Source organism: Streptomyces pseudovenezuelae (assembly GCF_029892565.1).
Classification (GTDB): Bacteria; Actinomycetota; Actinomycetes; order Streptomycetales; family Streptomycetaceae; genus Streptomyces; species Streptomyces pseudovenezuelae_A.
This window is the reverse complement of record NZ_JARXVH010000009.1, coordinates 285,560-310,905: the sequence shown is the minus strand read 5'-3', so window position 1 is coordinate 310,905 and position 25,346 is coordinate 285,560. Positions and strand designations below refer to the sequence as shown.

28 protein-coding genes are annotated in these 25,346 nt (G+C 70.1%); 16 read left to right on the top strand and 12 right to left on the bottom strand.

Annotation, left to right across the window (positions count from 1 at the left end; all coding sequences use genetic code 11):
• The first annotated feature begins 159 nt into the window (after window positions 1–159).
• The 3 genes from M2283_RS29005 (at window position 160) to M2283_RS28995 (ending at window position 2,044) form a co-directional block, all read left to right on the top strand.
• Window positions 160–747 carry a helix-turn-helix domain-containing protein gene (locus tag M2283_RS29005; RefSeq protein WP_280879362.1) on the top strand — a complete coding sequence of 196 codons (588 nt, stop codon included), beginning with the start codon at window positions 160–162 and terminating at the stop codon, window positions 745–747.
• A gap of 112 nt (window positions 748–859) precedes the next feature.
• Window positions 860–1,555 (top strand): hypothetical protein, encoded by a 696-nt coding sequence (locus M2283_RS29000; protein WP_280879361.1) that lies wholly within the window; start codon window positions 860–862, stop codon window positions 1,553–1,555.
• Between the two features lie 153 nt (window positions 1,556–1,708).
• Entirely contained in the window at window positions 1,709–2,044 is a 336-nt protein-coding gene (locus tag M2283_RS28995; protein WP_280879360.1) for a DUF2516 family protein, read from the top strand.
• Window positions 2,045–2,115: 71 nt separating this feature from the next.
• Here the strand turns inward: M2283_RS28995 and M2283_RS28990 are convergent, their stop codons facing one another.
• From M2283_RS28990 to M2283_RS28980, 3 genes are all read right to left on the bottom strand, one after another.
• The gene (locus tag M2283_RS28990) at window positions 2,116–3,417 is read right to left on the bottom strand and encodes a PP2C family protein-serine/threonine phosphatase (RefSeq protein WP_280879359.1); all 1,302 of its coding nucleotides are present in this window, start codon (window positions 3,415–3,417) and stop codon (window positions 2,116–2,118) included.
• Between the two features lie 312 nt (window positions 3,418–3,729).
• Entirely contained in the window at window positions 3,730–4,857 is a 1,128-nt protein-coding gene (locus M2283_RS28985; protein WP_280879358.1) for a C40 family peptidase, read from the bottom strand.
• Window positions 4,858–5,031: 174 nt separating this feature from the next.
• Window positions 5,032–5,826 (bottom strand): class I SAM-dependent methyltransferase, encoded by a 795-nt coding sequence (locus tag M2283_RS28980; RefSeq protein WP_280879357.1) that lies wholly within the window; start codon window positions 5,824–5,826, stop codon window positions 5,032–5,034.
• 238 nt (window positions 5,827–6,064) lie between these two features.
• Between M2283_RS28980 and M2283_RS28975 the strand changes: the two genes are divergently transcribed.
• The gene (locus M2283_RS28975) at window positions 6,065–7,483 is read left to right on the top strand and encodes a glycosyltransferase (protein ID WP_280879356.1); all 1,419 of its coding nucleotides are present in this window, start codon (window positions 6,065–6,067) and stop codon (window positions 7,481–7,483) included.
• Between the two features lie 52 nt (window positions 7,484–7,535).
• Window positions 7,536–8,036, top strand: a complete 501-nt coding sequence (locus M2283_RS28970; protein ID WP_280879462.1) for a YbjN domain-containing protein — start codon at window positions 7,536–7,538, stop codon at window positions 8,034–8,036.
• A gap of 18 nt (window positions 8,037–8,054) precedes the next feature.
• On the opposite strand, the gene M2283_RS28965 is transcribed toward M2283_RS28970, so the two are convergent.
• The gene (locus M2283_RS28965; protein WP_280879355.1) at window positions 8,055–8,531 is read right to left on the bottom strand and encodes a hypothetical protein; all 477 of its coding nucleotides are present in this window, start codon (window positions 8,529–8,531) and stop codon (window positions 8,055–8,057) included.
• Window positions 8,532–8,736: 205 nt separating this feature from the next.
• On the opposite strand from M2283_RS28965, the gene M2283_RS28960 reads away from it, so the two are divergent.
• Entirely contained in the window at window positions 8,737–10,416 is a 1,680-nt protein-coding gene (locus M2283_RS28960) for a glycosyl hydrolase family 28-related protein (protein ID WP_280879354.1), read from the top strand.
• A gap of 1 nt (window position 10,417) precedes the next feature.
• On the opposite strand, the gene M2283_RS28955 is transcribed toward M2283_RS28960, so the two are convergent.
• Both M2283_RS28955 and M2283_RS28950 read right to left on the bottom strand, forming a co-directional pair.
• Window positions 10,418–11,065, bottom strand: a complete 648-nt coding sequence (locus M2283_RS28955; RefSeq protein WP_280879461.1) for a class I SAM-dependent methyltransferase — start codon at window positions 11,063–11,065, stop codon at window positions 10,418–10,420.
• A 21-nt stretch (window positions 11,066–11,086) separates the two neighbouring features.
• Window positions 11,087–11,914: a helix-turn-helix transcriptional regulator gene (locus tag M2283_RS28950; RefSeq protein ID WP_280879353.1), complete on the bottom strand. Its 828-nt coding sequence runs from the start codon at window positions 11,912–11,914 to the stop codon at window positions 11,087–11,089.
• A 49-nt stretch (window positions 11,915–11,963) separates the two neighbouring features.
• On the opposite strand from M2283_RS28950, the gene M2283_RS28945 reads away from it, so the two are divergent.
• Window positions 11,964–12,425: a DUF2000 domain-containing protein gene (locus tag M2283_RS28945; protein ID WP_280879352.1), complete on the top strand. Its 462-nt coding sequence runs from the start codon at window positions 11,964–11,966 to the stop codon at window positions 12,423–12,425.
• A 56-nt stretch (window positions 12,426–12,481) separates the two neighbouring features.
• Here M2283_RS28945 and M2283_RS28940 read toward each other — a convergent pair whose 3' ends face one another.
• Window positions 12,482–13,741 (bottom strand): MDR family MFS transporter, encoded by a 1,260-nt coding sequence (locus M2283_RS28940; RefSeq protein ID WP_280879351.1) that lies wholly within the window; start codon window positions 13,739–13,741, stop codon window positions 12,482–12,484.
• A 185-nt stretch (window positions 13,742–13,926) separates the two neighbouring features.
• Between M2283_RS28940 and M2283_RS28935 the strand changes: the two genes are divergently transcribed.
• Complete coding sequence (locus tag M2283_RS28935) at window positions 13,927–14,688, top strand: phosphoglyceromutase (RefSeq protein WP_280879350.1); 762 nt, start codon at window positions 13,927–13,929, stop codon at window positions 14,686–14,688.
• 123 nt (window positions 14,689–14,811) lie between these two features.
• On the opposite strand, the gene M2283_RS28930 is transcribed toward M2283_RS28935, so the two are convergent.
• Window positions 14,812–15,024: a hypothetical protein gene (locus M2283_RS28930; RefSeq protein WP_280879349.1), complete on the bottom strand. Its 213-nt coding sequence runs from the start codon at window positions 15,022–15,024 to the stop codon at window positions 14,812–14,814.
• Window positions 15,025–15,221: 197 nt separating this feature from the next.
• On the opposite strand from M2283_RS28930, the gene M2283_RS28925 reads away from it, so the two are divergent.
• The gene (locus M2283_RS28925) at window positions 15,222–15,410 is read left to right on the top strand and encodes a hypothetical protein (RefSeq protein ID WP_280879348.1); all 189 of its coding nucleotides are present in this window, start codon (window positions 15,222–15,224) and stop codon (window positions 15,408–15,410) included.
• A 32-nt stretch (window positions 15,411–15,442) separates the two neighbouring features.
• Here the strand turns inward: M2283_RS28925 and M2283_RS28920 are convergent, their stop codons facing one another.
• The 3 genes from M2283_RS28920 to phoU all read right to left on the bottom strand — a co-directional run bounded on the left by M2283_RS28920 (window position 15,443) and on the right by phoU (window position 17,097).
• Window positions 15,443–15,919: a GNAT family N-acetyltransferase gene (locus M2283_RS28920; RefSeq protein ID WP_280879347.1), complete on the bottom strand. Its 477-nt coding sequence runs from the start codon at window positions 15,917–15,919 to the stop codon at window positions 15,443–15,445.
• A gap of 86 nt (window positions 15,920–16,005) precedes the next feature.
• On the bottom strand, window positions 16,006–16,158 hold the full coding sequence (locus tag M2283_RS28915; RefSeq protein ID WP_280879346.1) for a hypothetical protein: 153 nt from the start codon (window positions 16,156–16,158) through the stop codon (window positions 16,006–16,008).
• A gap of 237 nt (window positions 16,159–16,395) precedes the next feature.
• Window positions 16,396–17,097 (bottom strand): phosphate signaling complex protein PhoU, encoded by a 702-nt coding sequence (phoU, locus tag M2283_RS28910; RefSeq protein WP_280879345.1) that lies wholly within the window; start codon window positions 17,095–17,097, stop codon window positions 16,396–16,398.
• 232 nt (window positions 17,098–17,329) lie between these two features.
• Here phoU and M2283_RS28905 point away from each other — a divergent pair, with 232 nt between their 5' ends.
• Window positions 17,330–18,592, top strand: coding sequence for a sensor histidine kinase (locus tag M2283_RS28905; protein WP_280879344.1), 1,263 nt, complete (start codon window positions 17,330–17,332; stop codon window positions 18,590–18,592).
• Window positions 18,589–19,269, top strand: coding sequence for a response regulator transcription factor (locus M2283_RS28900; RefSeq protein WP_015659563.1), 681 nt, complete (start codon window positions 18,589–18,591; stop codon window positions 19,267–19,269). Before M2283_RS28905 ends, M2283_RS28900 begins: the two co-directional genes overlap by 4 nt.
• Before the next feature lie 78 nt (window positions 19,270–19,347).
• On the opposite strand, the gene M2283_RS28895 is transcribed toward M2283_RS28900, so the two are convergent.
• Complete coding sequence (locus tag M2283_RS28895) at window positions 19,348–20,031, bottom strand: DUF461 domain-containing protein (protein WP_280879343.1); 684 nt, start codon at window positions 20,029–20,031, stop codon at window positions 19,348–19,350.
• Window positions 20,032–20,658: 627 nt separating this feature from the next.
• Between M2283_RS28895 and M2283_RS28890 the strand changes: the two genes are divergently transcribed.
• The 5 genes from M2283_RS28890 to rlmB all read left to right on the top strand — a co-directional run bounded on the left by M2283_RS28890 (window position 20,659) and on the right by rlmB (window position 25,238).
• On the top strand, window positions 20,659–21,141 hold the full coding sequence (locus tag M2283_RS28890; RefSeq protein WP_003953493.1) for a CarD family transcriptional regulator: 483 nt from the start codon (window positions 20,659–20,661) through the stop codon (window positions 21,139–21,141).
• A gap of 296 nt (window positions 21,142–21,437) precedes the next feature.
• Window positions 21,438–22,190, top strand: a complete 753-nt coding sequence (gene ispD / locus M2283_RS28885) for a 2-C-methyl-D-erythritol 4-phosphate cytidylyltransferase (protein ID WP_280879342.1) — start codon at window positions 21,438–21,440, stop codon at window positions 22,188–22,190.
• Window positions 22,180–22,695: a 2-C-methyl-D-erythritol 2,4-cyclodiphosphate synthase gene (gene ispF / locus M2283_RS28880; protein WP_280879341.1), complete on the top strand. Its 516-nt coding sequence runs from the start codon at window positions 22,180–22,182 to the stop codon at window positions 22,693–22,695. The genes ispD and ispF overlap by 11 nt, the downstream gene beginning before the upstream one ends.
• Window positions 22,696–22,790: 95 nt before the next feature.
• The gene (gene cysS / locus M2283_RS28875; RefSeq protein ID WP_280879340.1) at window positions 22,791–24,188 is read left to right on the top strand and encodes a cysteine--tRNA ligase; all 1,398 of its coding nucleotides are present in this window, start codon (window positions 22,791–22,793) and stop codon (window positions 24,186–24,188) included.
• 108 nt (window positions 24,189–24,296) lie between these two features.
• A complete protein-coding gene (gene rlmB, locus M2283_RS28870) occupies window positions 24,297–25,238 on the top strand; it encodes a 23S rRNA (guanosine(2251)-2'-O)-methyltransferase RlmB (protein ID WP_280879339.1) in 942 nt (313 codons plus the stop codon).
• Window positions 25,239–25,346 lie beyond the last annotated feature (108 nt).

Sequence of the window (25,346 nt, the reverse complement as noted above, 5' to 3'; positions counted from 1 at the left end):
CAGTACGGCACCGCCGCGGTCCCTTCCGGCAAAACCACCGCTGGGCGAACGCACGGAACGGTCACCCAGGTCCAGATACCCACGGCCGTTCAAGTGGCATGGCGCACTTTTGCAAGCGTCTGCTTGCAATAGTTAGCGCGGGTGATGCACAGTGGGGCCATGGCATCGCTCAACGTCGGCAATCTTGGTGAGTATCTGCGGGACCAGCGGCGCACCGCGCAGCTGTCGCTGCGGCAGCTCGCCGATGCCGCCGGGGTGTCCAATCCGTATCTGAGTCAGATCGAGCGCGGGCTGCGCAAGCCGAGCGCGGAGGTGCTGCAGCAGGTCGCCAAGGCGCTGCGGATCTCCGCCGAGACGCTGTACGTCCGGGCCGGCATTCTCGACGCCGAGCGGGACCGGGACGAGGTGGAGACGCGTGCCGTCATCATCGCCGATCCCACGCTGAACGAGCGGCAGAAGCAGGTCCTGCTCCAGATCTACGAGTCCTTCCGCAAGGAGAACGGGTTCGGGATCGGGACGGAGGGCGACGCCGACGTCGAGGTCGACCTCAACGACAAGGACGAGGTCGAGATCGTAGATGTCGTCCCGGCCGTCGACGCGGTCCAGAGCGCTGACCTCGTCGATGACGACGCGGCAGCCGCTCAGCCGGCCGCCGACGCCCCTGAGCGACGTACCCGTAAGGCCCGTACGACCCGCACCCGTGCGGACGGCGGCAGCGATGCCGACCCGCAGCAGTCGGCCGGTTGATCCAGTGGCTGGTGGTTAGTGGCTAGCCAGCACGTAGCGAGCGATCGGCCGGGCTCCTGTTACGCGGGAACCCAAAACCCTCAGCTGAAAGCGACCCGGGAGGACCATCACCATGGCCATCACCGACGATCTCCGTAAGACCCTCAGCGACCCGACGCCGCTGTACTTCGCCGCCGGCACCGCCGACCTGGCCCTTCAGCAGGCCAAGAAGGTGCCCGGACTGGTGGAGCAGCTGCGCACCGAGGCCCCGGCCCGTTTCGAGGCCGCCCGTGGCACCGCGGACCCGAAGGCCGTGCAGGAGAAGGCCGCTGCCCGTGCCAAGGAGGCTTCCGCCAAGGCCAAGGAGGCGCAGGAGACCCTGCAGTCCAAGGTCAACGAGTTCATCAACTCCCTCGACGGCGACTTCAAGAAGCTCGGCGCCACCTTCGACGCCGACCTGAAGAAGTTCGGCGAGAGCGCGCAGGACTTCGCGCTGCGCGGTGTCGGCGTCGCCGCCGAGTACGCCGTCAAGGCCCGTGAGGCCTACGAGAAGGTCGCCGAGCACGGCGAGCAGGCCGTGAAGACCTGGCGCGGCGAGGCCGCCGACGAGATCGAGGAACTGGCGATCGCCGTCGAGCCCGAGCCGACGCCGGTCCCGGTCAAGGAGGAGAAGGCGGAGGCCGCCAAGCCCGCCACCGCCAAGCCCGCCGCCACCAAGCCGGTCGCCGCCCAGGCCGCTCCCGCGGCTGCCACCGCCAAGAAGCCCGTCGCCAAGAAGGCTCCCGCCCGCAAGACGACGGCCAAGAAGACGACTCCGCCCGCCAAGTAGTCCGTTGAGCACCAAGCACTGAGCAGGGCACGTAGTCGAGCCGGGCCGGGCACTCCATGAGAGCCCGGCCCGTTCTTCGGGTAGAGGGCCGGTGGGAACGGGTACGGTGAGCGGCGTAAAGACAAGCCGAGTCTGGTGGTGGACGTAGTGCTGATGCAGGGGTTCGCAGGGTTCATGTGGCTGCTGAGTGTGGCCCTGATCCTGTTCAGCGGCTTCGCGTTGATCGACGCCGCCACGCGCCGCGAGGACGCCTACCGCGCGGCCGACAAGAAGACCAAGGTCTTCTGGCTGATCGTCCTCGGGCTCGCCTTCGTGGTGAACCTGATCTTCAACATCCTGTCGTTCCTGCCCATCATCGGGCTCGTCGCGACGATCGTGTACATGGTCGACGTACGCCCCGCGCTGCGCGGCCTGTCCGGCGGCGGCCGCAGCCGGCGCGGTGGTTCGAGCAGCGACGGTCCGTACGGGCCGTACAACGGCGGACGGTAAGCACCTGGGTGCCGTACGGGACAGGACGCCGTACGGCATCCAATCCCGTACGGCCCAGAACCCCGCCCCGCCTACGGCACCCGGTCCAGCAGCAGCACGGCCACGTCGTCCGTCAGCTCGCCGCCGTTCAGCTCCCGCACCTCGTTGACCGACGACCGCAGTAGCGCCTCTCCGCGCAGCCCCTCCGCGAGTTGCCTGCGCACCATCGCCACCATGCCGTCCTGGCCGAGCCGTTCGCGGCCCGCGCCGATGCGGCCCTCGATCAAACCGTCGGTGTAGAGCATCAGGCTCCACTCGCGGCCGAGTTCGACCTGCATCCGGGGCCAGCGGGCGCCGGGCAGGAGGCCGAGGGCGGGGCCGTTGTTGTCGTAGGGGAGCAGTTTCGCGGGGCGGCCGGGGCGGGCGATCAGCGGGGACGGGTGGCCGGCCAGGCAGAGGCCCGCGCGGTGGCCGTCCGGTGCGATGTCGACCGTGCAGAGGGTCGCGAAGATCTCGTCGTCGGAGCGCTCGTGCTCCAGCACCTGTTGCAGGGTGCCCAGCAGCTGGTCGCCGCACAGGCCCGCCAGGGTCAGCGCGCGCCAGGCGATGCGCAGTTCCACGCCGAGCGCGGCCTCGTCCGGGCCGTGGCCGCAGACGTCGCCGATCATGGCGTGCACGGTGCCGTCGGGGGTGCGTACGACGTCGTAGAAGTCACCGCCGAGCAGCGCGCGCGAGCGGCCGGGGCGGTAGCGGGCGGCGAAGCGCAGGGACGAGCCCTCAAGGAGCGGCGTCGGCAGGAGCCCTCGTTCCAGCCGGCGGTTCTCCTGGGCGCGTACGCGGCCCTCGGCGAGCCGGCGCTCGGCCGTGTCGGAACGTTTCCGCTCCACGGCGTACCGGATCGCCCGGCTCAGCAGACGGGCGTCCAGCTCGTCCCGGAAGAGATAGTCCTGCGCGCCCACGCGCACGGCTTCGGCGCCGCGCTCGGCGTCACCGGACGCGGTGAGCGCGAGCACGGCGTGCCGGGGCGCGAGCTCCAGGACCTGCCTCAGTACGGCGAGCTCGTCGTCGTCCGCGCCCTGGCCGGGTTCGGACAGGGCGAGGTCCAGCAGGATGCAGTGGACGTCGTCGGTCAGCAGCCGCTCGGCCTCGGTGAGGTTGCGGGCGCTGCGGACCCGGAACGGGCGGCCGGTCGCGTCCTGGAGTTCGGGCACGACCGTGGCGCCGCCGGGGTCGTCCTCGATCAGCAGCAGCGTCAGGTGGGTGGCGGCGTTGTTGTCGACCGTGGCTTCCTTGCGCGGGGTCTCTTCCTTGGAAGGGCCGTCTGTGAGCACGGCCTGCGCCTGACCACTCTCCGCGGCCGGGATCGCTCTCTGCCGCGGTATGGGTACGGGCATCGTCTTGGGTTCCTTCCCTCCCCCCGAGGGCGCGGTGGGGCGAGGGACCTCGATCCACCGACGGGGACCATAGCGGTATTCGGCGGGCGAACGGAATGGTGTGGGCCACGTCGCCCGCACACCCGCCGCTGTCATATGCCGCGTTCTGTACCGCAGTTGGACAGGGTGCCCCACCTGGGGGGATGACGAACATCACGTCGGCGGGGGGTTTGGGAGCGGGCGGGGGTGCCGTGGGTCACGTGACCGCGGTCTCAGGCGGCGGGGCGTCCAGGACTCGCGCTCCACCCGCCCCACACCTCGCCCGCCCCGGATCTACGCGTCCGGCCGCACCACCCCGAGTATCGGCATCGACCCCGCCCCCGTGACCGTCACCGTCCGCCCCGGCCGAGGGGCGTGCACGATGGCGCCGTCGCCTATGTACATCCCGACATGGCTGGCGTCGTCGAAGTAGATGATCAGGTCGCCGGGCCGCATGTCCTTCACATCGATGTGCTTGAGCTGCTTCCACTGCTCCTGTGACGTACGCGGGATGGGGTCCCCGGCGTTCAGCCAAGCCTGGGACGTCAGTCCCGAGCAGTCGTACGTCTTGGGGCCCTCGGCGCCCCATTCGTACGCCTTGCCCATCTGTGCCGTGGCGAACGCGACCGCCTTCTTGCCCTGCGCGGACGCCTTGCCGTTGATCTCGTCGAGGATTCCGGAGCTGAGCCAGGAGGTCTGTGCCTGGTAGGCGGCCTCCTCCTCCAGCTCGGCGAGGCGCTTCTTCTCCGCCTTCGCCAGCTTGGACTCAAGCTTCTCGGCCGCCGCGATCCGTGCCTTGATCTTCTTGCGGGCCGCGCCCTTCGCCTTGCGGTTGGCCTCCAGCTGCTTCCACTGGGTGGAGGCGTCCGCGGCGTACTGCTCCAAGTCCTGCTGGGTGCGGGTCATTTCGGCGATCAGGCCCTTGGTGGCGCGCTGGCCCTGCAGCACCCGGCCGGCTCCGTCGAGGAACTGCTGCGGATTGTCACTGAGCAACAGGTGGGCCTCGTCGGGCAGTCCGCCGTTGCGGTACTGGGCGGCGGCCGCGGCGCCCGCGCGCTCCTTCAACTCGTCCAGCTTCTTCTTGCCCTGCACGATCTTGTTCGCCAGATCGACGATCGCGGCCGACTGCTGCTGGGCCTTCTCCTCGGCCGCGTTGTAGGAGTCGGTGGCGACCGCGGCGTCGTGGTAGAGGGTGTCGAGCTTCTCGCGGACGGCTTCAAGGTCCTTGTTCGGCGCGGGAGTCGAGGCCGTGGGGGAACTCGCGGAGGTCGAGGAGGAAGAGGAGGCCGACGGGGCCGGTGTGGGGCTCGCGAACGCGGTGCCTGAGGTGGCCAGCACGGTGACCGCACAGACCAAGGTCACGCACGCGTACGCACTGCACTTGCCCACGGTCAGCGGGAGGGTGCGCTTGCCCGGTCCCATACCTCTGCCCCCAGATCTGATTTACCGTCAGTAACTTACGGCCGCCCGGGGATCGTGCCACGGTCGCGCGCAAATCGACAGAGGTGTACGGAAGTCGGATTTCCCCCTTCTCGCTCCCGTATTCGATCTCCCCGCCTTTGTGACGAACGACTCACCGAGATCGTTCCCGCCAGGTCAGTCCGCCGGCGCCAACGCCCTCCACGCCACCGTCACTTCTCCCTGCCGCCACCGCCCCGGCCCGTCCGTCACCGGCCAGTCGCCGGCCAGGTCCCGCACCGAGCGGATCCAGCGCTGGCGGGCGCCGTAGGAGGCGTAGGGCGCGGCGGCGGCCCAGGCGCGGTCGAAGTCGCGCAGGAAGGCGTGCACCGGTTCGCCGGGCACGTTGCGGTGGATGAGCGCCTTGGGGAGGCGCTCGGCGAGGTCCGACGGGCGCTCAAGCGAGCCCAGCCGGGTCGCGAAGGTGACGGTCCGCGGCCCCTCCGGACCGAGGGCGACCCAGACGTGCCGGCGCCCGATCTCGTCACAGGTCCCCTCGACGAGCAGACCGCCGTCCGCGAGCCGCGCGCACAGCCGCTCCCAGACCGCGGCGACCTCCGACTCGTCGTACTGGCGCAGCACGTTGGCGGCGCGGATCAGCAGCGGCCGCCGGGGGAGGGGGATCTCGAAGCCGCCGTGCCGGAAGACCAGGCCGTCGCGCTCGTACGGCTTCGCCGCCGCGACCCGGGCCGGCTCGATCTCCACGCCCACGACACGCGCGCGTGGAGCCACGGTCCGCAGCCGGGCGAGCAGTTCGACGGCCGTCCAGGGCGCCGCCCCGTACCCGAGGTCGACGGCCACGGGGTCGTCGGCGCGGCGCAGTTCGGCGCCGTGGGCGGTCGCGATCCAGCGGTCCATGCGGCGCAGCCGGTTCGGGTTCGTGGTCCCGCGCGTGACCGTGCCCACGGGGCGGTGTGCTGCGCGGGCTGTCATACGTACGAGGGTAGGTGGCTGCGTGGAGGCGGGCAGGCGGCGGCACGTGACCCAACACCCCCGTCGTCCCCCTTGGGGCACTCGACGCACTCACGCATCGAACGGTTGAGCGACAGTCGGTAATGACTCGGCAAAAGTCGGCGCCCCTGGAATGGGAATGCCTTCCTCCGCTGTTGCCTCCCTTGGAGGGCGCTTCAGGTCCTCCCTCAGGCATGCCCGCAGCGAGGAGGAACGCCACGTGAGCCAGTACGTCGGCAGGCTCGGGCGTCGCTCACAGGCGGCGTCCTCGCGGCTTCGGCTGCACCGTCGCCCGCGCCGCGTCGCCATGCTCTCCGTGCACACCTCACCGCTGCACCAGCCGGGCACCGGCGACGCCGGCGGCATGAACGTCTACATCGTGGAGCTCGCGCAGCGCCTCGCCGCGATCAACATCGAGGTCGAGATCTTCACGCGCGCGACCACGGCCGCCCTCCCGCCGACCGTCGAGCTGGCCCCCGGCGTCCTGGTCCGGCACGTCGACGCGGGCCCCTACGAGGGCCTCGCCAAGGAAGAACTCCCCGCCCAGCTCTGCGCGTTCACACACGGCGTGATGCAGGCGTGGGCCGGCCACCGCCCCGGCTACTACGACCTGGTCCACTCGCACTACTGGCTCTCCGGCCACGTCGGCTGGCTCGCCGCCCAGCGCTGGGGCGTCCCCCTGGTGCACGCCATGCACACCATGGCCAAGGTCAAGAACGCCAACCTGGCCGCCGGCGACACCCCCGAGCCCGCCGCCCGCGTCATCGGCGAGACCCAGATCGTCGCCGCCGCGGACCGGCTGATCGCCAACACGGCGGGCGAGGCCGACGAACTCGTCCAGCACTACTGCGCCGACCTCGGCAAGGTCGCGGTCGTCCACCCGGGCGTCAACCTCGACCGCTTCTGTCCGTTCCCCAAGAACCTCGACACGCTGTTCCCGGGGGCCGTGGACCTCGGCCCCGCGGAGAGCGCCCCCACCGCGTCCTCCGCTGCCACCGCCCGCGCCGCCGCCCGCGCCCGCCTGGGCCTCCCGCAGGACGCCCTGATCCCGCTCTTCGCGGGCCGCATCCAGCCCCTGAAGGCCCCGGACGTCCTGCTGCGCGCGATCGCCGTCCTCCTCGACGAGCGCCCCGAACTCCGCTCCCACCTGCTGGTCCCCGTCGTCGGCGGCCCCAGCGGCAGCGGCCTCGCCAAGCCGGAGGGCCTGCAGAAACTGGCGTCCCGGCTCGGCATCGCGGATGTCGTACGGTTCTGCCCGCCCGTCGGCCAGGACCAGCTCGCGGACTGGTTCCGGGCCGCGTCGGTGCTGGTCATGCCCTCGTACAGCGAGTCCTTCGGGCTGGTCGCCATAGAGGCGCAGGCGGCCGGTACGCCGGTGCTCGCGGCCTCGGTCGGCGGCCTCCCGGTCGCCGTACGCGACGGACGGACCGGCTTCCTGGTGCAGGGCCACGATCCCGCCGCCTACGCGCGCGTGCTGGCCGATTTCGCCGACGACCCGCAGCTGGCGGACCGCATGGGCGCGGCGGCCGCCCGGCACGCCAAGTCCTTCGGCTGGGACACCGCGGCCGCCGCCACGGCGGACGTCTACACGGCCGCGATGCACTCGCACCGCCGTCACGTACGCTCCCACCATGGGTGATGCGCGGAATTCGGCGATGGGGAATTCGGCGGAGGGGAAGCCGGCCCCGGAGATGACCGCGGCGCAGCGAGCCGCGTCGGTCATCGAAGCCGTCCTGAAGGACGACGAGTTGGAGTGGGAGAGCCCGGAGCCCGGCTCCTACGTCATCAAGCTCCCCGGCACCCGCAAGCTGTCGACGACCCTCTCGCTCCTCGTCGGCCGGCACTCCCTCTCCCTCAACGCCTTCGTCATCCGCCACCCCGACGAGAACGAGTCCGGCGTCCACCGCTGGCTCCTGGAGCGCAACCTCAAGCTGTACGGCGTGAGTTACGCCGTCGACCAGCTCGGCGACGTCTACGTCACCGGCCGCCTCCCCCTGGTCACCGTCACCCCGGACGAACTCGACCGGCTGCTCGGCCAGGTCCTGGAGGCGGCCGACGGCGCCTTCAACACCCTGCTGGAACTGGGCTTCGCCGCCGCCATCCGCAAGGAGTACGCGTGGCGGGTGTCCCGGGGCGAGTCGACGCGGAACCTGGACGCGTTCGAGCACCTGACGCGCCGCTCGGCCGACTGACCCAGGGATCGGGGCGTACTACTGGGAGCCGCCGCTCTCATCGAGCTCGTCGGCGAACGCCCGCAGGGCGTCGGCCAGTTCCTTCTTGGTGGGCAACTGGTCGACCTTGTGGTCGAGTTCGGTGATCCGCCGGTTCAACTCGTCGAGGTCGGCCGGTGTGGAGGGCTCGTCGGTGGGCGAGGGATCGCCGCCGGGGGTCGGCGGGTCGTCCACATCCGTGGGCGACGGACTCGGAACGGGATCGTCTCCGCCGGTGCTGCCACCGGTCGTGCTGCCGGTGTCCGGGTCCGACGGGCCCGACGAGGTCGAGACGGTCGGCTCGGGAGCGGGATCGTCGTCCGAGGTCGCCGCGAGAGCGACGCCGACGCTGAGGGCGACCAGGGCGGTCGCGCCCGCGACGGCGGTGGAGAAGCGTCTGAGGGGCAGAGAACGGCGGTTGGTGGTGGATAAAGCGCGAGGAGTCTGAGGCTCCGGTGCGTCCTGTGTGTCATCCATGAGGTGACGCTAACCGGCGGCGATCACCGGACGGAGGCCTTCCACCGAGCTCCCGAGCCGATGTTCGTATAGGTGAACGGAATTCCGGCGGACTGACTCCGCCCTACCTCTTCCCCGCCACGGGTTGGCGATGACATGCTCTCCGCCATCGCACATCTGAACAACGTTCACATCCATGAAGAGTCGCATGGAAGGACGGTGGGACATGAGCACCTCGGACAAGAGCACCGCACACTTCACCAGACGGACCCTGCTCGGCGGAGCCACGGCCGTGGCACTGGCGGCGACAACGGGAACGGGGACAGCGCGGGCCACCACTGTGGCCAAGGGCGAAGTCCCGTCCATCTGGCGAGAGTTCACCCGCACCCCGTTCACGCACCCCCAGATCCCGTACGTCGGACGGGCCGGCGCCCACGCTGGTGCACGCCGTCTCCCACGCCGCAGGGTCGTCGCCGACGTGACCCGCTTCGGCGCGGTGGCGGACGGCGTCACCGACTGCGCCCCCGCGATCAACCGTGCCATCGCCGCTGCCGGTCGGGCCGGCGGTGGCACGGTCACCATCCCGCCCGGCACCTTCCGCATCGACGACCTGATCCGCATCGGCCACTCGAACGTCGTCCTGCGCGGCGCCGGCAGCGGCCGTACGAAGCTGTACGCGACCAAGAACCTCACCGAGCTGATCGGCGTCTACGGTTCGCGCTACGGCGGCGACAAGTCGTCCTGGTCCTGGGCGGGCGGTCTCATCTGGCTTGCCCCGGAGGCCCGTTGGAACTCCCTGGTCACCGCGATCCGGGCCAAGGCCTGGCCTTTCGAGGGCTGGACGGGCAACAAGCGTGACGAGTGGAAGTCCCTGACCACGGTGGAACCGGCCCGCCAGGGCGCATGGACCGTGAAGGTCGCGGACCCCTCCCACCTGCACCCCGGCGCCCTGGTCCTCCTCCGTCTGGCCGACGACGCGGACCACACCCTCCTGGAACACATGTCGGGCGGCGGCCCGGGCCCCGAGGCGTACTACTGGGACGACAAGACGAAACTGACCTCGTACGTCCCCTACGAGTGGCCGGTCCGCGTCACCCACATCCACGGCCGCCGAGTCACCCTGGAACGCCCGCTCCCACTGGACATACGCCCGGAGTGGACCCCGCAACTAGTGACCCATGTAAGGGAGTTGACGGGCTCGGGTGTAGAGGGACTGACCCTGGAGGCAGTGGAAACCCCCCAATCCCCGCACCTCCTCGACAAGGGCTACAACGGCGTCGTACTGCAATGCGCCTACGACTGCTGGGTGGACGACGTGACGGTCCGGCACGTGGACAACGGCTTCGGCCTGGTGGCGGCGTCGGCATGCACCCTGCGCGGCACGACGGTGGCGGGCCGGGGCTCCCACCACCCGTACTTCTGCCGCGAGGGCTCCCACGACAACCTCATCGAGGACTTCACGATCGAACAGCGCACGGTCCCCGCCTCGCCGGACACCCAGCTGCACGGCATCAACGTCGAGGGCCTCTCCTCCTACAACGTCTGGTCCGGCGGCGACATGCGCATGGGCACCTTCGACAGCCACCGCGGCCTGCCCTTCGCCAACGTCCGCACCGACATCACCGTCGAGAACAACGGCCGCCACGGCGGCGACGCCATCGCCGGCCCGCTGTTCGGCGCCCGCTTCACCCACTGGAACGTCCGCGTCACCAACGCCCGCGCGGGCCTGATGAAGATCGACGGACTGGCGCCGTACAGCGCCACGGTCGGCCTCAACACGGTCACCGAGTTCGACCAGATCGACGTCCCCGACTTCACCGGCGACCTGCACGCACGGCTGGAGCTCTACGGCACGACGGATGTCGTACGGCCACGGAACCTGTACGAGGCGCAGCGGGAGTTGTGACTCACGTGCACCGCAGGACGTCGTAGCCGATGAAGTCGAACATGCGGGTGCCGGTGGGGAGTCGGCGGGGCTCGCCGGTGAAGCGGTGGGCGCCGACGGACTGGGGGATCGAGGGGTCGGAGACCCACAGTCGCTCGAAGCCGCGCTCCTCCAGCCAGGCGCAGACCTGGGGGACGAGGTCGGGAGCCAGGTCGCGGCTGCGCGTCCAGACGAGCGTGCCGCCCGGCCGGCACAGCGCGGTGCAGTGGTCGAGGACGCGCTCGACGTCGGCGTCGGAGATGTTGCCGAGGAGGCCGCACACCAGGACGAGGTCGGCGGGGACGAGATCGGCGTACTGATCCGTCAACGCGGCGTCTCCGGCGACGACTTCGACGCCGGGGAGGCCGGCGGCCCGGGCCGCCCGTTTCGCGACGTCCACGTTCCGCTCGTCCAACTCGACCAGCCGGGCGCGGACTTCGGGGCCGCGGGGATGGTCGGCCAGTACGCCGATCAGGTCGCGGCCCTGTCCCGCGCAGAGGCTGATCGCGGTGAGCGGGCCCGGCGGGGCGGTGTCGAGGGCGAGCCGGATGCGCTCCTGGATGAGGGCCAACCGGCGGCTGAGGTAGGAGTCGGGGGAGTCGTAGGCGTCATGCCACTCGTGCCAGTCCATGCGCGATTCCATGGCGCGAGGCTAGCCGCGGAGTCGATGTTCGTCGCGTGGATATCGGCCCGGCGTCACGCCCACCAACTTGCGGAAATGGCGCGTGAGATGGGACTGGTCGTAGAACCCGGTCACCGTTGCCACCTCGCCCGGCGGGCGGCCGTCGAGGAGGAGGCGGCGGGCGCGGTCGACGCGGCGGGACATCAGGTACTGGTGCGGTGCGATGCCGTACGCACCGCTGAACGCCCGTACCAGATGGGCGGGATGGGCGTGCACGAGCCGCGCGGCCTCGTCGAGGGAGATGCCTTCGGTGACGTGCTCGTCGAGGAGTTCGCGGAGGGTGCGGGCGAGGGTGGGGCCCGGTGTGGGGGAGGGGGTGCCGGACGGCCGTAGGCGGGCGTGCAGTTGTTCGGCGATGAGGGTCAGGCGGCTCTCGGCCTCCAGTTCGTCGCCGGGGTGGTCGAGTGCGGTGTGCAACTGGCCGACGCGCAGCCGGAGTTCGGGATCGCGGAGGTCCGGCTGGTCGACCGCGGAACCGATGAGGGCGTCCGGGAGGTGCGTGCCGTCGAGATAGAGGACGCGCTTGCGGAAGCCGTGCGGGGTGGCGGGGGAGCCGTTGTGCGGGACGTGCGGGGGAAGCAGCGTCACCGTGTCGTGCGGGGTGCCGTGCTCGTGCCGGTCGAGGTCGTACCGTACGGCTCCGTCGTCCACGATCAGCAGCGTCCACGCGTCGTGCACGTGCATCGGGTACGCGTACTCGGTGAAGTGGGCGTGGAACACCTCGACGACGCCGGGGATGCGGGGCCGCCAGGCGGAGACTTCCTGTTCGGGGCGGGACGGGCCGGGCTGCGGGGCCATGCAAAGAACGTACAAGACGAAGTCGTGAGGCGGTCGGCAGTCTCGACGTATGAGCACTGACGCGACCGCCGACACGACCACTGACACGTTCACCGAACCGGTGCGCTTCGACACCAAGATCGCCGTCCTGCTGCGGGACGACCTGGAGCCCTGGCAGCGGCTGAACGTCACGTCCTTCCTGGTCAGCGGCCTGGGATCGCAGAATCCCGAGGTGATCGGGGAGCCGTACGAGGATGCGGACGGGGTGCTGTACCTGCCGATGTTCCGGCAGCCCGTGCTGGTCTTCGAGGGCACGAAGGAGGTCCTGGTGGCCGCCCACGGCAGGGCGCTCGGCCGTGCGCTGCCCCGGGCCGTCTTCACGTCGGACCTCTTCGCCACCGGCAACGACCGGGACAACCGGGCGGCGGTACGGGCCGTCGCCACGGCCGAGCTGGATGTGGTGGGGCTGGCGGTGTACGGACCGAAGAACGCGGTGGACAAGGTGATCAAGGGCGCGCGGATGCACCCTTAGTCCACAGTCCACAGTCCACAGTCCACAGTCCACGTGACTTCCGCGTCCCGGATGATCTACGAGGCACCGACCTCGGCCTGTGCCTCCGTGGGCGCCCCGGCGGCCACCGCTCCCTCGGCCGACAGCCCCCGCATCAGTACGTGGTACCCGACCGCCGCCACCGTCCCGATCACGGCGCACACCCCCCACAACCACTCCGCCCCGAACCGGTCGATGACGAACCCGGACATCAGCGGCGCCACCAGCGCGGCCACCGCCCAGGACAGGGTGTACATGCCCTGGTAGCGGCCGCGCCCGTGGACGGGGGAGAGGCGGACGACGAGGCCGGTCTGGGTCGGCGCGTTGACGATCTCGGCGAGGGTCCACACGCAGACGGTGAGCGCGAAGACGCCGACGGACCCGGCGAAGGCGGTGAGCCCGAAGCCGTATCCGGCGAGGACGGACGACACGACGAGCAGCCGCCGCGGATCGCGGTGCTCGATGAACCGGGTGACCGGGATCTGCAACGCGACGATCAGCACACCGTTGACGGCGATGGCCATGCCGTAGTCGGCGGGGGTGAACCCGGCCTCGCCCATCGCGACCGGCAGCCCGACCGAGCCCTGCTGGAAGATCACGGAGACGAGGAACGACAGCCCGACCACGCCCATGAAGCGCCCGTCGCGCAGCACGGTGCCGAGCCGGACGTCGTCCTTGGCACCGGCTTCCGCCGGGGTGCGCTGCGGCCGGGACTCCGGCAGCTTGAGAAAGACGACGACCGCGCAGAGCGCCGTCATGCCGGCCTCGATCAGGAACCCGGCGAGGTAGCTGAACTCGGCGATGAACCCGGCGGCCATGGAGGAGACGGCGAAGCCGAGGTTGATGGCCCAGTAGTTGAGCGAGAAGGCCCGCACCCGGTCCTCGGGCCGGACGATGTCGGCCATCATCGCCTGCACGGCCGGCCGGGAGGCGTTGGAGGCCATGCCGACGAGGAAGGCGACCGCGGCGATGGCGACGGGGTCGTGCATGAAGCCGAGCAGCGCGACGGACGCGGCGGTGGACCCCTGCGCGATCAGCAGGGTGGGCCGCCGCCCGAGCCGGTCCGTCATCACCCCGGCGCCTAGGGAGGAGGCGACCCCGCCGAGCCCGTGGAGGGAGGCGACGAGACCGGCGTAGGTGGCGGAGTAGCCCCGGTCCAGCGTCAGATACAGCGCCATGAAGGTGGCGACGAAGGCGCCGAGCCGGTTGACCAGGGTGCTGGTCCACAGCCACCAGAACTCGCGGGGCAGCCCGGAGACGGACTCACGGGCGGCACGCCGCAGACTGACGAGTGGCATAGGAGTCCCCCCACGGACGCAAGCGGTAAGCGCTAGCCGGTAAGTGGCTAAAGCCGCGGGCACAACTTACGAAGGAGGGGCTCCGGATGACCACTCGATTAACGATTCCCGTCAACTGTCCCTTGGCCGTCCCGCCCACCGGGCGGGCACCCTGCGCCCCGAACCCGTCGATTACGCTCTGACCCATGGCCGACGCACCGTACAAGCTGATCCTCCTCCGCCACGGCGAGAGCGAGTGGAACGCGAAGAACCTGTTCACCGGCTGGGTGGACGTCAACCTGAACGAGAAGGGCGAGAAGGAGGCGGTCCGCGGTGGCGAACTCCTGAAGGACGCCGACCTCCTCCCCGACGTGGTCCACACGTCCCTCCAGAAGCGCGCGATCCGCACGGCCCAGCTGTCGCTGGAGTCCGCGGACCGCCACTGGATCCCGGTCCACCGCAGCTGGCGCCTGAACGAGCGCCACTACGGCGCCCTCCAGGGCAAGGACAAGGCGCAGACCCTCGCGGAGTTCGGCGAGGAGCAGTTCATGCTGTGGCGCCGCTCCTACGACACCCCGCCCCCGCCCCTTGAGGACGGCACGGAGTTCTCCCAGTCGGCCGACCCGCGCTACGCCTCCATCCCCCCGGAGCTGCGCCCCCGCACGGAGTGCCTGAAGGACGTCGTCGTCCGCATGCTCCCGTACTGGTACGACGGCATCGTCCCCGACCTCCTCGCCGGCCGCACCGTCCTGGTGGCGGCCCACGGCAACTCCCTCCGCGCCCTCGTCAAGCACCTCGACGGCATCTCGGACGCGGACATCGCAGGCCTGAACATCCCCACGGGCATCCCCCTGGCCTACGAACTGGACGCCGACTTCAAGCCGATCACCCCGGGCGGCAAGTACCTCGACCCGGACGCGGCTGCGGCGGCCATCGAGGCGGTCAAGAACCAGGGCAAGAAGAAGTAGCCCAAGCTGATCAAGCAGGAAAGAGGCCCCGGAGGAATCCGGGGCCTCTCGCGTCGAGGTAGCCGCAACAGTCGATGGAGTTGATGTCGACGCCGGCCGGCCGGCACGCCGCCGCGCAGGCGCTCAAGCCGTAGCCGCAGCCGTCGCCAGGTGGTGGAACGCCTGGGTGGTCCGCGGGTGGGCGAGTTCGTCCAGGAGGTGGCGCCACTCCGGGTCGGTGACGGTGGGGTGGGCCAGGTCCCAGGCGGTGAGGAGCGGGGCGAGGGCGTTCTCGCCGGTGGTCTCGGTCGGGTCGTCCAGCGTGGTGCTCGTCGTGGAGGAGAGCAGCGACTTCATGGCGTTTTCCTTCCGGCTGGGGACTGCGAACCTCTGGGATCCGTTGGGTTCAACGATGCCGTCGGCCGCCCTCCGGAACCATGGCGTGACCTACCGGATCGAGGGTGTAGGTGGCTGCACCCCCAGAGGGCCGCTCGCCCCCCCTTCACCTTCACTCTGGTCTCTCGGGGTGATCGAATCCAGCGAGGAGGGGGACTGTGGGCAGGAGACGTTACGTTGCCCGGGGCGTACCGGGTGGTTACCGGATTTGGGACAACCGAGGACGTCGATGGTGGGGCGACCTCTACGAGTTGTGCCCCGACGATTTGTTGGCCGAGCTCAACGCGCAGGCTGACCAAGCGCGGATCGTGGAGCTGATGAAGCGGTATCGGGCGCGGAAGCGGTAGCCGTGGCTGTGGGTGACGCCCCCGCGGTTCCGTCAGGAGCAGTCGGCTCCGTGTTCCTCGTCCAGTACGAGCATGAGGTGCTCGTCGTCACCGTGCCGCACCGTGCCGGTGCGTTGGAAGCCGAGTCTCTCCAACAGCCGTACTGATCCCGTGTTTCCGGCGAAGGGGTCGGCGTAAAGGGGGCGTGCTCTCTCCCGTTGGAGGAAGAGCGTCAAGGCCTTGGTGCCCGTTCCCCGGCCCCAGTGCCGGCGGCCCAACCAGTAGCCGACGAACCGCCGTTCCTGTTCCCACCAGGCCACGATGTGACCCGCCGGTTCGCTGTCCACGGTGACCGTCTGCACGAAGACGGTGTCGTCGCCCAGGATCTTCGTGGCCCAGTGGGTCATGAATCTCTCCCGCTCGCGGGGAGCGAACCTGGATCGCCGAACCGCCTCCGCGTCGTGCTCCTGCGCGAAGAAGACCTCCAGATCGCCTTCCTCGACATCCCTCAGCCGCACGTCTTCGCCCATACCCGCGAGTCTGGCACCGGCCACTGACAGTGCCCACGAGGAAGGGTCCCGGCAACCTCACCGGGACCCTTCCTCGTCGTACGTTTTCAGCCGCACTGGCAGGGGTTGCCCGACTGGCACCCGCAGCCGCAGCCCGAGCCGCAGCCGCATGCGCCGAAGAGCGGGAGGCTCTTGATCTCGGCGGGGTGGTCCGTCTCGCGCTCCTGCGTCGGGTCGGGCGTGGTGGGGGCTTCGGCCATGGGTCCTCCTAGAGGCTCGTGCCTGTGCCCATTGCATGCCCGTTCCGCTGGGCGCATCAACGGCGCACGGTGGCGCTCACGTGCCCCGTGGAGCGACATGGCGTGGCATGGCGTGACGCCCGGGACGCGAGGGGCGTGAGTTTCTGGGGAGGGGGAGACCGGGAGGGTTACGTCTCTCCTGGCCTCCGCCGCCGAACGGGGTACGTCCCCCTCGCCGGCCCGCCCCCGCCGAAAGCCCTACGCCTCCTCGATCGCCCCCGCCGGCTGGATCTCCGGCTGGATGTCGGGCTGGAGGTCGTCCGCGTGTTCGCCGGTCACCAGGAAGACGACGCGCTTGGCGACGGCGACCGCGTGGTCGGCGAAGCGCTCGTAGTAGCGGCCGAGGAGGGTGACGTCGACGGCCGTCTCGATGCCGTGCTTCCAGCGGTCGTCCAGGAGGTGCTGGAAGAGGGTGCGGTGCAGCAGGTCCATCTCGTCGTCGTCCGACTCCAGCTGGAGCGCGAGGTCGACGTCCTTGGTGATGATGACCTCGGCCGCCTTCGCCATCAGACGCTGCGCGAGCTGGCCCATCTCCAGGATGGTCGCGTGCAGGTCGTGCGGGATGGCGCGCTCCGGGAAGCGCAGCCGGGCGAGCTTCGCCACGTGCTGGGCCAGGTCGCCCGAGCGCTCCAGGTCGGCGGACATCCGCAGCGACGTCACGACGATACGGAGGTCGGTCGCCACCGGCTGCTGGCGGGCCAGCAGGGCTATCGCCTTGGCCTCCAGGTCGTGCTGGAGCTCGTCGACCTTCTTGTCGCCCTCGATGATGCTCTCGGCCAGCTTCAGGTCGGAGTCGAGTATGGCGGTCGTGGCGCGCCCGATCGCCGAACCGACCAGCCGGGCCATCTCCACCAGACCGTCGCCGATCGAATCAAGTTCCTCGTGGTACGCGTCCCGCATCAGGGTTCCCTCTCGTACGTGTTCTTCGGGGCTGCCGGGGCAGGGGCCCGTGCGTCAGGTTTCCGAAAACCGGCGCTTCGCACCCACGCTCCCACGATCTGGCTTGTACGCGTCCGTTTCCGCCCTCTCAAATGAATCACCCCTAGCTCCTAGGTGAACTCTGGGCGACGAGTGTTCGAGGTCGCACCTCGATGGCTGTGGGGATGTCGTACCGCATGCCTAACCTGGGTGCATGGACGTGAACGCGGCGGTCGCCGCAGCGGCAGCGATCGCCGGGGTACTCACCGGTGTCATCGCCATGCTGGCGTTCCGCTGGAGCGAGCGGGAGCAGAAGCGCCCCACTCGCACCTCTCTGCACACGGACCCGGTGCTTCCGCCGGGTGTGGACACCGTCCTGTCCGTGCTCCGCTCCTCGGCCGTCGTCCTGGACGAGGCCGACGCCGTCGTCAAGGCCAGCTCCGCGGCGTACGCCCTGGGACTGGTGCGCGGTGGCAGGCTCTCGGTCGAGCCGATGCTGCAGATGGCCCGGGACACCAGAAGAGACGGAGAGATACGGCAGGTCGAGCTGGATCTGCCCAGGCGGGGCACCGGGCGGGGGGAGGCGCTCGCCGTCTCCGCACGCGTGGCGCCCCTCGGGTCGCGGCTGGTGCTGCTGCTCGTCGAGGACCTCACCGAGGCCCGACGGATAGAGGCGGTACGCCGCGACTTCGTCGCGAATGTCAGCCATGAGCTGAAAACGCCCGTCGGCGCGCTCTCCCTCCTGTCCGAGGCCGTCATGGACGCCTCCGACGACCCGGAGGCCGTGGAGCGCTTCGCCGGGCGCATGCAGATCGAGGCGACCCGCCTGACCAACCTGGTCCAGGAGCTCATCGACCTCTCCCGGGTGCAGAACGACGACCCCCTGGAGGACGCCGAGCCGGTCCGGGTCGACGAACTGGTCGCCGAGGCCATCGACCGCTGCCGGCACGCGGCCGGCACCAAGCAGATCACCATGGCCGCAGGCGGCACCGCCGACCTGCACGTCTACGGGAACCGGGGGCAGCTGGCCGCTGCGCTCGGCAACCTCGTGGAGAACGCCGTGAACTACTCCCCGGCACGCACCCGGGTGGGCATAGCCGCCCGCCGGGTGACCGCGCCCGGCGGCGACCACATCGAGGTGGCCGTGACCGACCAGGGAATCGGCATCACCGACAAGGACAAGGAGCGCATCTTCGAGCGCTTCTACCGGGTCGACCCGGCCCGCTCCCGTGCCACCGGCGGCACGGGCCTGGGCCTGGCGATCGTCAAGCACGTGGCCGCCTCGCACGGCGGGGAGGTCACGGTGTGGAGCTCTGAGGGACAGGGCTCCACGTTCACCCTGCGGCTGCCGGAGGCGGGGGCTGCCCGCGACCGCGCACAGCAGCACCCGGACCTCGACGACGAGGCCGGTCAGCCAGACTCACACCCAGAGTCATCCCCGTATGAACCGCTTCCCGCCCCGGAGGTCCTTCCGTGACCCGAGTGCTCGTCGTCGAGGACGAGGAGTCCTTCTCCGACGCCCTGTCCTACATGCTCCGCAAGGAGGGCTTCGAGGTCGCCGTCGCGACCACCGGGCCCGACGGACTCGACGAGTTCGAGCGCAATGGCGCCGACCTCGTCCTCCTCGACCTGATGCTGCCGGGCCTGCCCGGCACGGAGGTCTGCCGCCAGCTGCGCGGCCGCTCCAACGTCCCGGTGATCATGGTCACCGCCAAGGACAGCGAGATCGACAAGGTCGTCGGCCTGGAAATAGGAGCCGATGACTACGTCACCAAGCCCTTCTCGTCCCGCGAACTGGTCGCCCGTATCCGGGCCGTCCTGCGCCGCCGCGGCGAGCCCGAAGAGGTCACTCCGGCCGCACTGGAGGCCGGTCCGGTCCGGATGGACGTGGACCGTCACGTGGTCACCGTCTCCGGCTCCAAGGTCGACCTGCCTCTCAAGGAGTTCGACCTCCTGGAGATGCTGCTGCGCAACGCGGGCCGCGTACTGACCCGCATGCAGCTCATCGACCGCGTCTGGGGCGCCGACTACGTCGGCGACACCAAGACCCTCGACGTCCACGTCAAGCGCCTGCGCGCCAAGATCGAGCCCGACCCGGGCGCGCCGCGGTATCTGGTGACGGTGCGTGGCCTCGGCTACAAGTTCGAGCCGTAAGCCGACAGCCGTAAGCCGTGAAGAACGAAGGGCGGGTCCTCCCGGAGGAGGCCCGCCCTTCGGCTTGCGTACGGCCGCTCAGTTGCCGGAGGCCGTCGCGCTGGCCGAGGCCGCGTCCGTCGGGGTGCCGCCCTCGGTCTCGGTCGCCGTCGCGCTCGCGCTGTCCGACGGCGTGGCCGACGTGTCGTCGCTCGGCTTCCCCGTGCCCGTGTCCGTGGCCGTGGGCGTGGAACCAGGGGCCGAGGGGATCTCGGTCGGGCCCCACTTGCTGAAGTAGTTGTCGGCGGGCACCACGAAGGCACGCAGGCTCACGTCGCCGGTCGTGCTGAAGGTGAAGGTGACCTTCTGCGCGTTGCCGTCCTGAACGGCCTCACGGCTGCTGGCCAGGACCGCGGAGGCGTTCCCCTTGCCGCCGAGCACGACGTGGCCGCCGGCCGGGAGGGTCAGCGGACCGTTGCCCTTGGCCGGCTTGAGCTCGGCGGTCTTGCCGGAGCCGGGGAGGGTGATCGAGTCCAGGGTCTGGGCGGTGCGGCCGTTGTTGAACAGGGTCGCGGAGATCACGGCCGGGCCGGTCGACTCGAGGTCGGGCTGGGTGATGACTACGGCGTTCTGGATCTTGATGTCGCCCACCGTCACCGCCGCGTTGTCCGGCTTGACCTCCAGGGTCTGGGCGTCGTTGCCGGCGGCGCACGCGGCGAGCGAGGCGATCGAGAACGCGATGGCGGCGGCGGCGAGTGCGCCCCGTCGAAGGCTGCTGCTCACGGCGGCGGCAACTCCTTGACTCGAACGTGGCGGCTCATAAAGCCGCCCTAAGTGTCTGTCAGCGGCCTTAGGTTACCGAGCCGTTCCCGCACCGCCGCACCCGACCCTCCCCCGCGGGGCCTCGGCTTCCCTCGGCAGGGGTAGCCCGTACGTACGTCCGGCATTCACATAACCCCTTCCCGGATACGCCAGAGCACGGCGCGCAAATTTTCCGTGAAGGAATGCGCGGACGTCCCGGAATTGATCACGCGAAGGATCTCCGGCGGCCCAACAACCCACGCATCAACCCACGCATCAACCGACCGCACAGTCTGACCGTGATCAATTTCGGAATCGACGCGGAAGCGTCTTCCGTGCACCGAACGGAGTAGCGGAAGTCGCACACTTGGAAGCGGACATATGCGGACGTTAGTCCACTTGGCGGGGCCTCCGGATGTGTGTAACGTGCGCGTTTCTCCTCCCCCGGAGAGCCGCTCCGACCTGCGAATACCTTCTTCCGTTCGGCCTCCGCAGCACGTTCCTGTTGCAGTTGTCAAGCCCCGAGATGCGCCCTGACCTGCGAAAACGCCATTCAGAACCCGCCGTTTCCGTGTTACTCTGGATAGCCACGGAAGGGGTACCTGTCACATGACGTTCAAGGTTGGCGACACCGTGGTCTATCCCCATCACGGGGCCGCGCTGATCGAGGCTATCGAAACTCGCCAGATCAAAGGCGTGGACAAGACCTACTTGGTGCTGAAGGTCGCCCAGGGTGACCTGACGGTACGTGTGCCAGCGGACAATGCGGAGTTCGTCGGCGTACGTGATGTGGTCGGTCAGGACGGGCTGGACCGGGTCTTCGAGGTGCTGCGCGCGCCGTATGCCGAGGAGCCCACGAACTGGTCCCGTCGTTACAAGGCAAATCTGGAGAAGCTCGCCTCCGGCGATGTCATCAAGGTCGCGGAAGTCGTACGTGACCTGTGGCGTCGTGAGCGCGAGCGCGGACTGTCCGCGGGTGAGAAGCGGATGCTCGCCAAGGCCCGCCAGATTCTGGTGAGCGAGCTCGCCCTCGCGGAGAACACGAACGAGGACAAGGCCGAGGCCCTGCTCGACGAGGTTCTCGCGTCCTGAACTGATGTAGGCGCAAGCCTGCTTCAGCACTCAGTACATTGAAATGCCGCGGTGCCCGATGACGTATTTACTGTCGCCGGGCGCTGCGGCATGTTCATGCCCGGACGCTTCCGCCTGCATACGACTTCCGTACGACTTCGCACGTCCCACTCGGGGAGGTTCCCCCGATACTTGGCGTGCCGGGCCCGGGCAGTCGGCTCGACCAGGGTCACGGAAGGGTCCGGTCAGGGCCGTCGCGCCCGGCACTCCCCAGGCCATACCCACGTAGGCCGAGCACACAAACCTGACAGGAACCGATGTCTGACGATTCGTGCACTTCGCCCGCGGGAGCCCGGACGGCTGCCGTGATTCCGGCCGCCGGCCGGGGCGTACGCCTTGGTCCGGGCGCCCCCAAGGCGCTCCGCGCGCTGGGCGGAACCCCCATGCTGATCCACGCGGTGCGCGCGATGGCCGCGTCCCGCGCCGTCTCCCTGGTCGTCGTCGTGGCCCCGCCGGACGGCTCGCCGGAGGTCAAGTCGCTCCTCGACGCGCACGCGCTGCCCGACCGGACCGACTTCCTCGTCGTTCCGGGCGGGGAGAGCCGCCAGGAGTCGGTGAAGCTCGGCCTCGACGCGCTGCCGCCCGACTACGACATCGTGCTGGTGCACGACGCCGCCCGGCCGCTGGTCCCCGTGGACACGGTGGACGCGGTGATCGAGGCCGTACGAGCCGGGGCGCCGGCCGTCGTGCCCGCGCTGCCGCTGGCCGACACCGTCAAGGAGGTCGAGCCGGCCGGCACCCCGGGCGAGCCGGAGCCCGTCGTCGCCACGCCGGTGCGGGCCCGGCTGCGCGCCGTACAGACGCCCCAGGGTTTCGACCGGGCCACCCTGATCCGCGCCCACGAGACGGTCACCGAGGACGTCACCGACGACGCGAGCATGGTCGAGAAGCTCGGCAAGACGGTGCTGCTGGTGCCCGGTCACGAGGAGGCCTTCAAGGTGACGCGCCCACTCGACCTGGTCCTCGCGGAGGCGGTCCTGGCCCGCAGGAGGCTCAACGATGGCTTCTGAGACGGCCGCTGATCCGTACGGCTCCCTCCCGCTGCCCCAGGTCGGCATCGGTACCGACATCCACGCCTTCGAGGAGGGCCGCGAGCTGTGGTGCGCGGGCCTGAAGTGGGAGGGCGAGGGGCCGGGCCTGGCCGGTCACTCCGACGCGGACGTCGTCGCGCACGCCGCGTGCAACGCGCTCTTCTCCGCAGCGGGCCTCGGTGACCTGGGGCAGCACTTCGGCACCGGCCGCCCCGAGTGGTCCGGCGCCTCCGGCGTCACGCTTCTGACGGAGGCCGCCCGCATCGTCCGCGAGGCAGGCTTCCGCGTCGGGAACATCGCCGTCCAGGTCGTAGGCCCGCGCCCGAAGATCGGCAAGCGGCGCGACGAGGCCCAGAAGCTGCTGTCGGAGGCGGCCGGGGCGCCGGTCTCGGTGTCGGGAGCGACGACGGACGGGCTCGGTTTCCCAGGGCGCGAGGAGGGGCTGATGGCGGTGGCCACGGCCTTGGTGGTGCGCACCGGCTGAGTGTGGATCACCAGCGCCGACCGGGTCGCTCGTGGGCGCGCGTGATGTTACAAGTCCGGTGCAATGCATCGCCTGCGGCCCACTACCCTGGAGTCGTGACTATTCGCCTGTACGACACCAGCGCTCGGCAGATTCGCGACTTCATCCCGCTCACGCCGGGCTGTGTCTCGATCTACCTGTGTGGTGCCACCGTGCAGGCCGCCCCGCACATCGGGCACATCCGTTCGGGCCTCAACTTCGACATCATGCGCCGCTGGTTCGCCTACCGCGGCTACGAGGTGACGTTCGTCAGGAACGTGACGGACATCGACGACAAGATCATCACGAAGGCGGCCGAGCAGGGCCGCCCGTGGTGGTCGATCGGCTACGAGAACGAGCGCGCTTTCAACGACGGCTACACCGCCCTCGGCTGCCTGCCGCCCACCTACGAGCCGCGGGCCACCGGGCATGTCACCGAGATGGTCGAGATGATGCAGGGCCTGATCGAGCGCGGTCACGCCTACGAGGTGGACGGCAGCGTCTACTTCGACGTGCGCTCCTTCCCGGGCTATCTGCAGCTGTCCCGGCAGGAGCTCGACAACCTGCTCCAGCCCTCCGGCGAGGGCGAGACCGGCAAGCGCGACCCCCGCGACTTCGCCATGTGGAAGGCCGCGAAACCGGGCGAGCCGACCTGGGCGACCCCGTGGGGCCGCGGCCGTCCCGGCTGGCACCTGGAGTGCTCGGCCATGGCGCACAAGTACCTGGGCCCCGCCTTCGACATCCACGGCGGCGGCCTCGACCTGATCTTCCCGCACCACGAGAACGAGATCGCCCAGGCCAAGGGCTACGGCGACGACTTCGCCCAGTACTGGGTGCACAACGCCTGGGTGACCATGGCCGGCGACAAGATGTCCAAGTCGCTGGGCAACAGCGTCCTGGTCAGCGAGATGGTCAAGGCCTGGCGCCCGATCGTGCTGCGCTACTACCTGGGCACCCCGCACTACCGCTCGATGATCGAGTACAGCGAGGAGTCGCTGCGCGAGGCCGAGTCGGCGTTCGCGCGGATCGAGGGCTTCATGCAGCGCGTGGTGGAGAAGGCCGGCTCCGTCGAGCCCTCCGCCGAGGTGCCGCCCGCCTTCGCCGAGGCGATGGACGACGACCTGGGCGTCCCGCAGGCCCTCGCAGTCGTGCACACCACCGTCCGGCAGGGCAACAGCGCGCTGGCCGCCGACGACAAGGAAGCCGCCGTGGCCCGCCTCGCCGAGGTGCGCGCCATGCTCGGCGTCCTCGGCCTGGACCCCTTCGACCCGCACTGGGCCGGCGAGAGCGACCGCGGCGAGGACCTGCACGGCGTGGTCGACAGCCTCGTACGACTCGTGCTCGACCAGCGTGAGGCGGCCCGCGCCCGTAAGGACTGGGCCACCGCGGACGCCATCCGTGACCAGCTCGGGCAGTCCGGGCTCGCCATCGAGGACGGTCCGCAGGGGCCCCGTTGGAGCCTCGGGCCGCGCTGATCGGCTCCCGACCTCCCGACCGATCTCTTGATCGATTGTGCCGTCCGGCCCACCGGGCGGCACAATCCATATACGTACGTCCGAACGCTTCATACAGACAGGTAGGTCATGGCCGCTAACAACCGCCGCATGTCCGGCAAGAAGGGCGCGCAGGTCGGCAGTGGTGGCCAGCGCCGCAAGGGTCTGGAAGGCAAGGGCCCGACCCCGCCCGCCGAGGTGCGCAAGGGCCACAAGAAGAACCGCGTCGCCAACGCCAAGGCGAAGCAGGCCGTACGCCGCCCCACGGCCCGCGGCCGCGGCGGCAGGTCCACCTCCGAACTGGTCGTCGGCCGCAACCCGGTCGTGGAGGCGCTGCGCGAGGGCGTGCCCGCGTCCATGCTCTACGTCCAGCAGTTCATCGACAACGACGAGCGCGTCCGCGAGGCCCTCCAGCTCGCGGCCGAGCGCGGCGGGATCAACCTCATGGAGGCCCCCCGCCCCGAGCTCGACCGCATGACCAACGGCCTCAACCACCAGGGGCTCGTCCTCCAGGTCCCGCCGTACGAGTACGCGCACCCCGAGGACCTGGCGAACGCCGCCTACGACGCCGGTGTGGACCCCCTGATCGTCGCCCTCGACGGCGTCACCGACCCGCGCAACCTGGGCGCCGTCGTCCGCTCGGTCTCCGCGTTCGCCGGCCACGGCGTCGTCGTACCGGAGCGGCGCGCGGCCGGTATGACGGCCGGTGCCTGGAAGACGTCCGCCGGCGCCGCGGCCCGTACGCCCGTCGCCCGTGCCACTAACCTCACCCGCGCCCTTGAGGCGTACAAGAAGGCGGGCATCGCGATCGTCGGCCTCGCCGCCGACGGCGAGCACGAGATCGGCGAACTCGCGGCCCTGGGCGGCCCGGTCGTCATCGTGGTCGGCAGCGAGGGCAAGGGCCTGTCCCGACTGGTCGGCGAGACCTGCGACTACCGGGTGCGGATCCCGATGCCGGGTGGCGCCGAGTCGCTCAACGCGGGTGTGGCTGCGGGGATCGTCCTCTACGAGGCGGCGCGCCGCAGGGCCTGAACAGGCGTGCCCCTCCTCACCCTTGCGGGTCAATCCGGGCGAGGAGGGCAACCTTGACGGAGTCCGGACAGATCCGCCCAGTCAAAGCAGTGTCCTAAACACACGTCA

Excerpts from the sequence above, each read along its gene's own strand:
- M2283_RS28945 (WP_280879352.1), top strand. The coding sequence starts at position 11,964 with ATGAGCACTGACGCGACCGCCGACACGACCACTGACACGTTCACCGAA.
- M2283_RS28915 (WP_280879346.1), bottom strand. The coding sequence starts at position 16,158 with ATGGCCGAAGCCCCCACCACGCCCGACCCGACGCAGGAGCGCGAGACG.
- M2283_RS28970 (WP_280879462.1), top strand. The coding sequence starts at position 7,536 with ATGACCGCGGCGCAGCGAGCCGCGTCGGTCATCGAAGCCGTCCTGAAG.
- M2283_RS28935 (WP_280879350.1), top strand. The coding sequence starts at position 13,927 with ATGGCCGACGCACCGTACAAGCTGATCCTCCTCCGCCACGGCGAGAGC.
- rlmB (WP_280879339.1), top strand. The coding sequence starts at position 24,297 with ATGGCCGCTAACAACCGCCGCATGTCCGGCAAGAAGGGCGCGCAGGTC.
- M2283_RS29005 (WP_280879362.1), top strand. The coding sequence starts at position 160 with ATGGCATCGCTCAACGTCGGCAATCTTGGTGAGTATCTGCGGGACCAG.
- M2283_RS28990 (WP_280879359.1), bottom strand. The coding sequence starts at position 3,417 with ATGCCCGTACCCATACCGCGGCAGAGAGCGATCCCGGCCGCGGAGAGT.
- M2283_RS28960 (WP_280879354.1), top strand. The coding sequence starts at position 8,737 with ATGAGCACCTCGGACAAGAGCACCGCACACTTCACCAGACGGACCCTG.
- ispD (WP_280879342.1), top strand. The coding sequence starts at position 21,438 with ATGTCTGACGATTCGTGCACTTCGCCCGCGGGAGCCCGGACGGCTGCC.
- M2283_RS28985 (WP_280879358.1), bottom strand. The coding sequence starts at position 4,857 with ATGGGACCGGGCAAGCGCACCCTCCCGCTGACCGTGGGCAAGTGCAGT.
- M2283_RS28920 (WP_280879347.1), bottom strand. The coding sequence starts at position 15,919 with ATGGGCGAAGACGTGCGGCTGAGGGATGTCGAGGAAGGCGATCTGGAG.
- M2283_RS28930 (WP_280879349.1), bottom strand. The coding sequence starts at position 15,024 with ATGAAGTCGCTGCTCTCCTCCACGACGAGCACCACGCTGGACGACCCG.
- phoU (WP_280879345.1), bottom strand. The coding sequence starts at position 17,097 with ATGCGGGACGCGTACCACGAGGAACTTGATTCGATCGGCGACGGTCTG.
- M2283_RS28940 (WP_280879351.1), bottom strand. The coding sequence starts at position 13,741 with ATGCCACTCGTCAGTCTGCGGCGTGCCGCCCGTGAGTCCGTCTCCGGG.
- M2283_RS28955 (WP_280879461.1), bottom strand. The coding sequence starts at position 11,065 with ATGGACTGGCACGAGTGGCATGACGCCTACGACTCCCCCGACTCCTAC.
- M2283_RS28965 (WP_280879355.1), bottom strand. The coding sequence starts at position 8,531 with ATGGATGACACACAGGACGCACCGGAGCCTCAGACTCCTCGCGCTTTA.
- M2283_RS28890 (WP_003953493.1), top strand. The coding sequence starts at position 20,659 with ATGACGTTCAAGGTTGGCGACACCGTGGTCTATCCCCATCACGGGGCC.
- ispF (WP_280879341.1), top strand. The coding sequence starts at position 22,180 with ATGGCTTCTGAGACGGCCGCTGATCCGTACGGCTCCCTCCCGCTGCCC.
- M2283_RS29000 (WP_280879361.1), top strand. The coding sequence starts at position 860 with ATGGCCATCACCGACGATCTCCGTAAGACCCTCAGCGACCCGACGCCG.
- M2283_RS28995 (WP_280879360.1), top strand. The coding sequence starts at position 1,709 with ATGCAGGGGTTCGCAGGGTTCATGTGGCTGCTGAGTGTGGCCCTGATC.
- M2283_RS28950 (WP_280879353.1), bottom strand. The coding sequence starts at position 11,914 with ATGGCCCCGCAGCCCGGCCCGTCCCGCCCCGAACAGGAAGTCTCCGCC.
- M2283_RS28905 (WP_280879344.1), top strand. The coding sequence starts at position 17,330 with ATGGACGTGAACGCGGCGGTCGCCGCAGCGGCAGCGATCGCCGGGGTA.
- M2283_RS28980 (WP_280879357.1), bottom strand. The coding sequence starts at position 5,826 with ATGACAGCCCGCGCAGCACACCGCCCCGTGGGCACGGTCACGCGCGGG.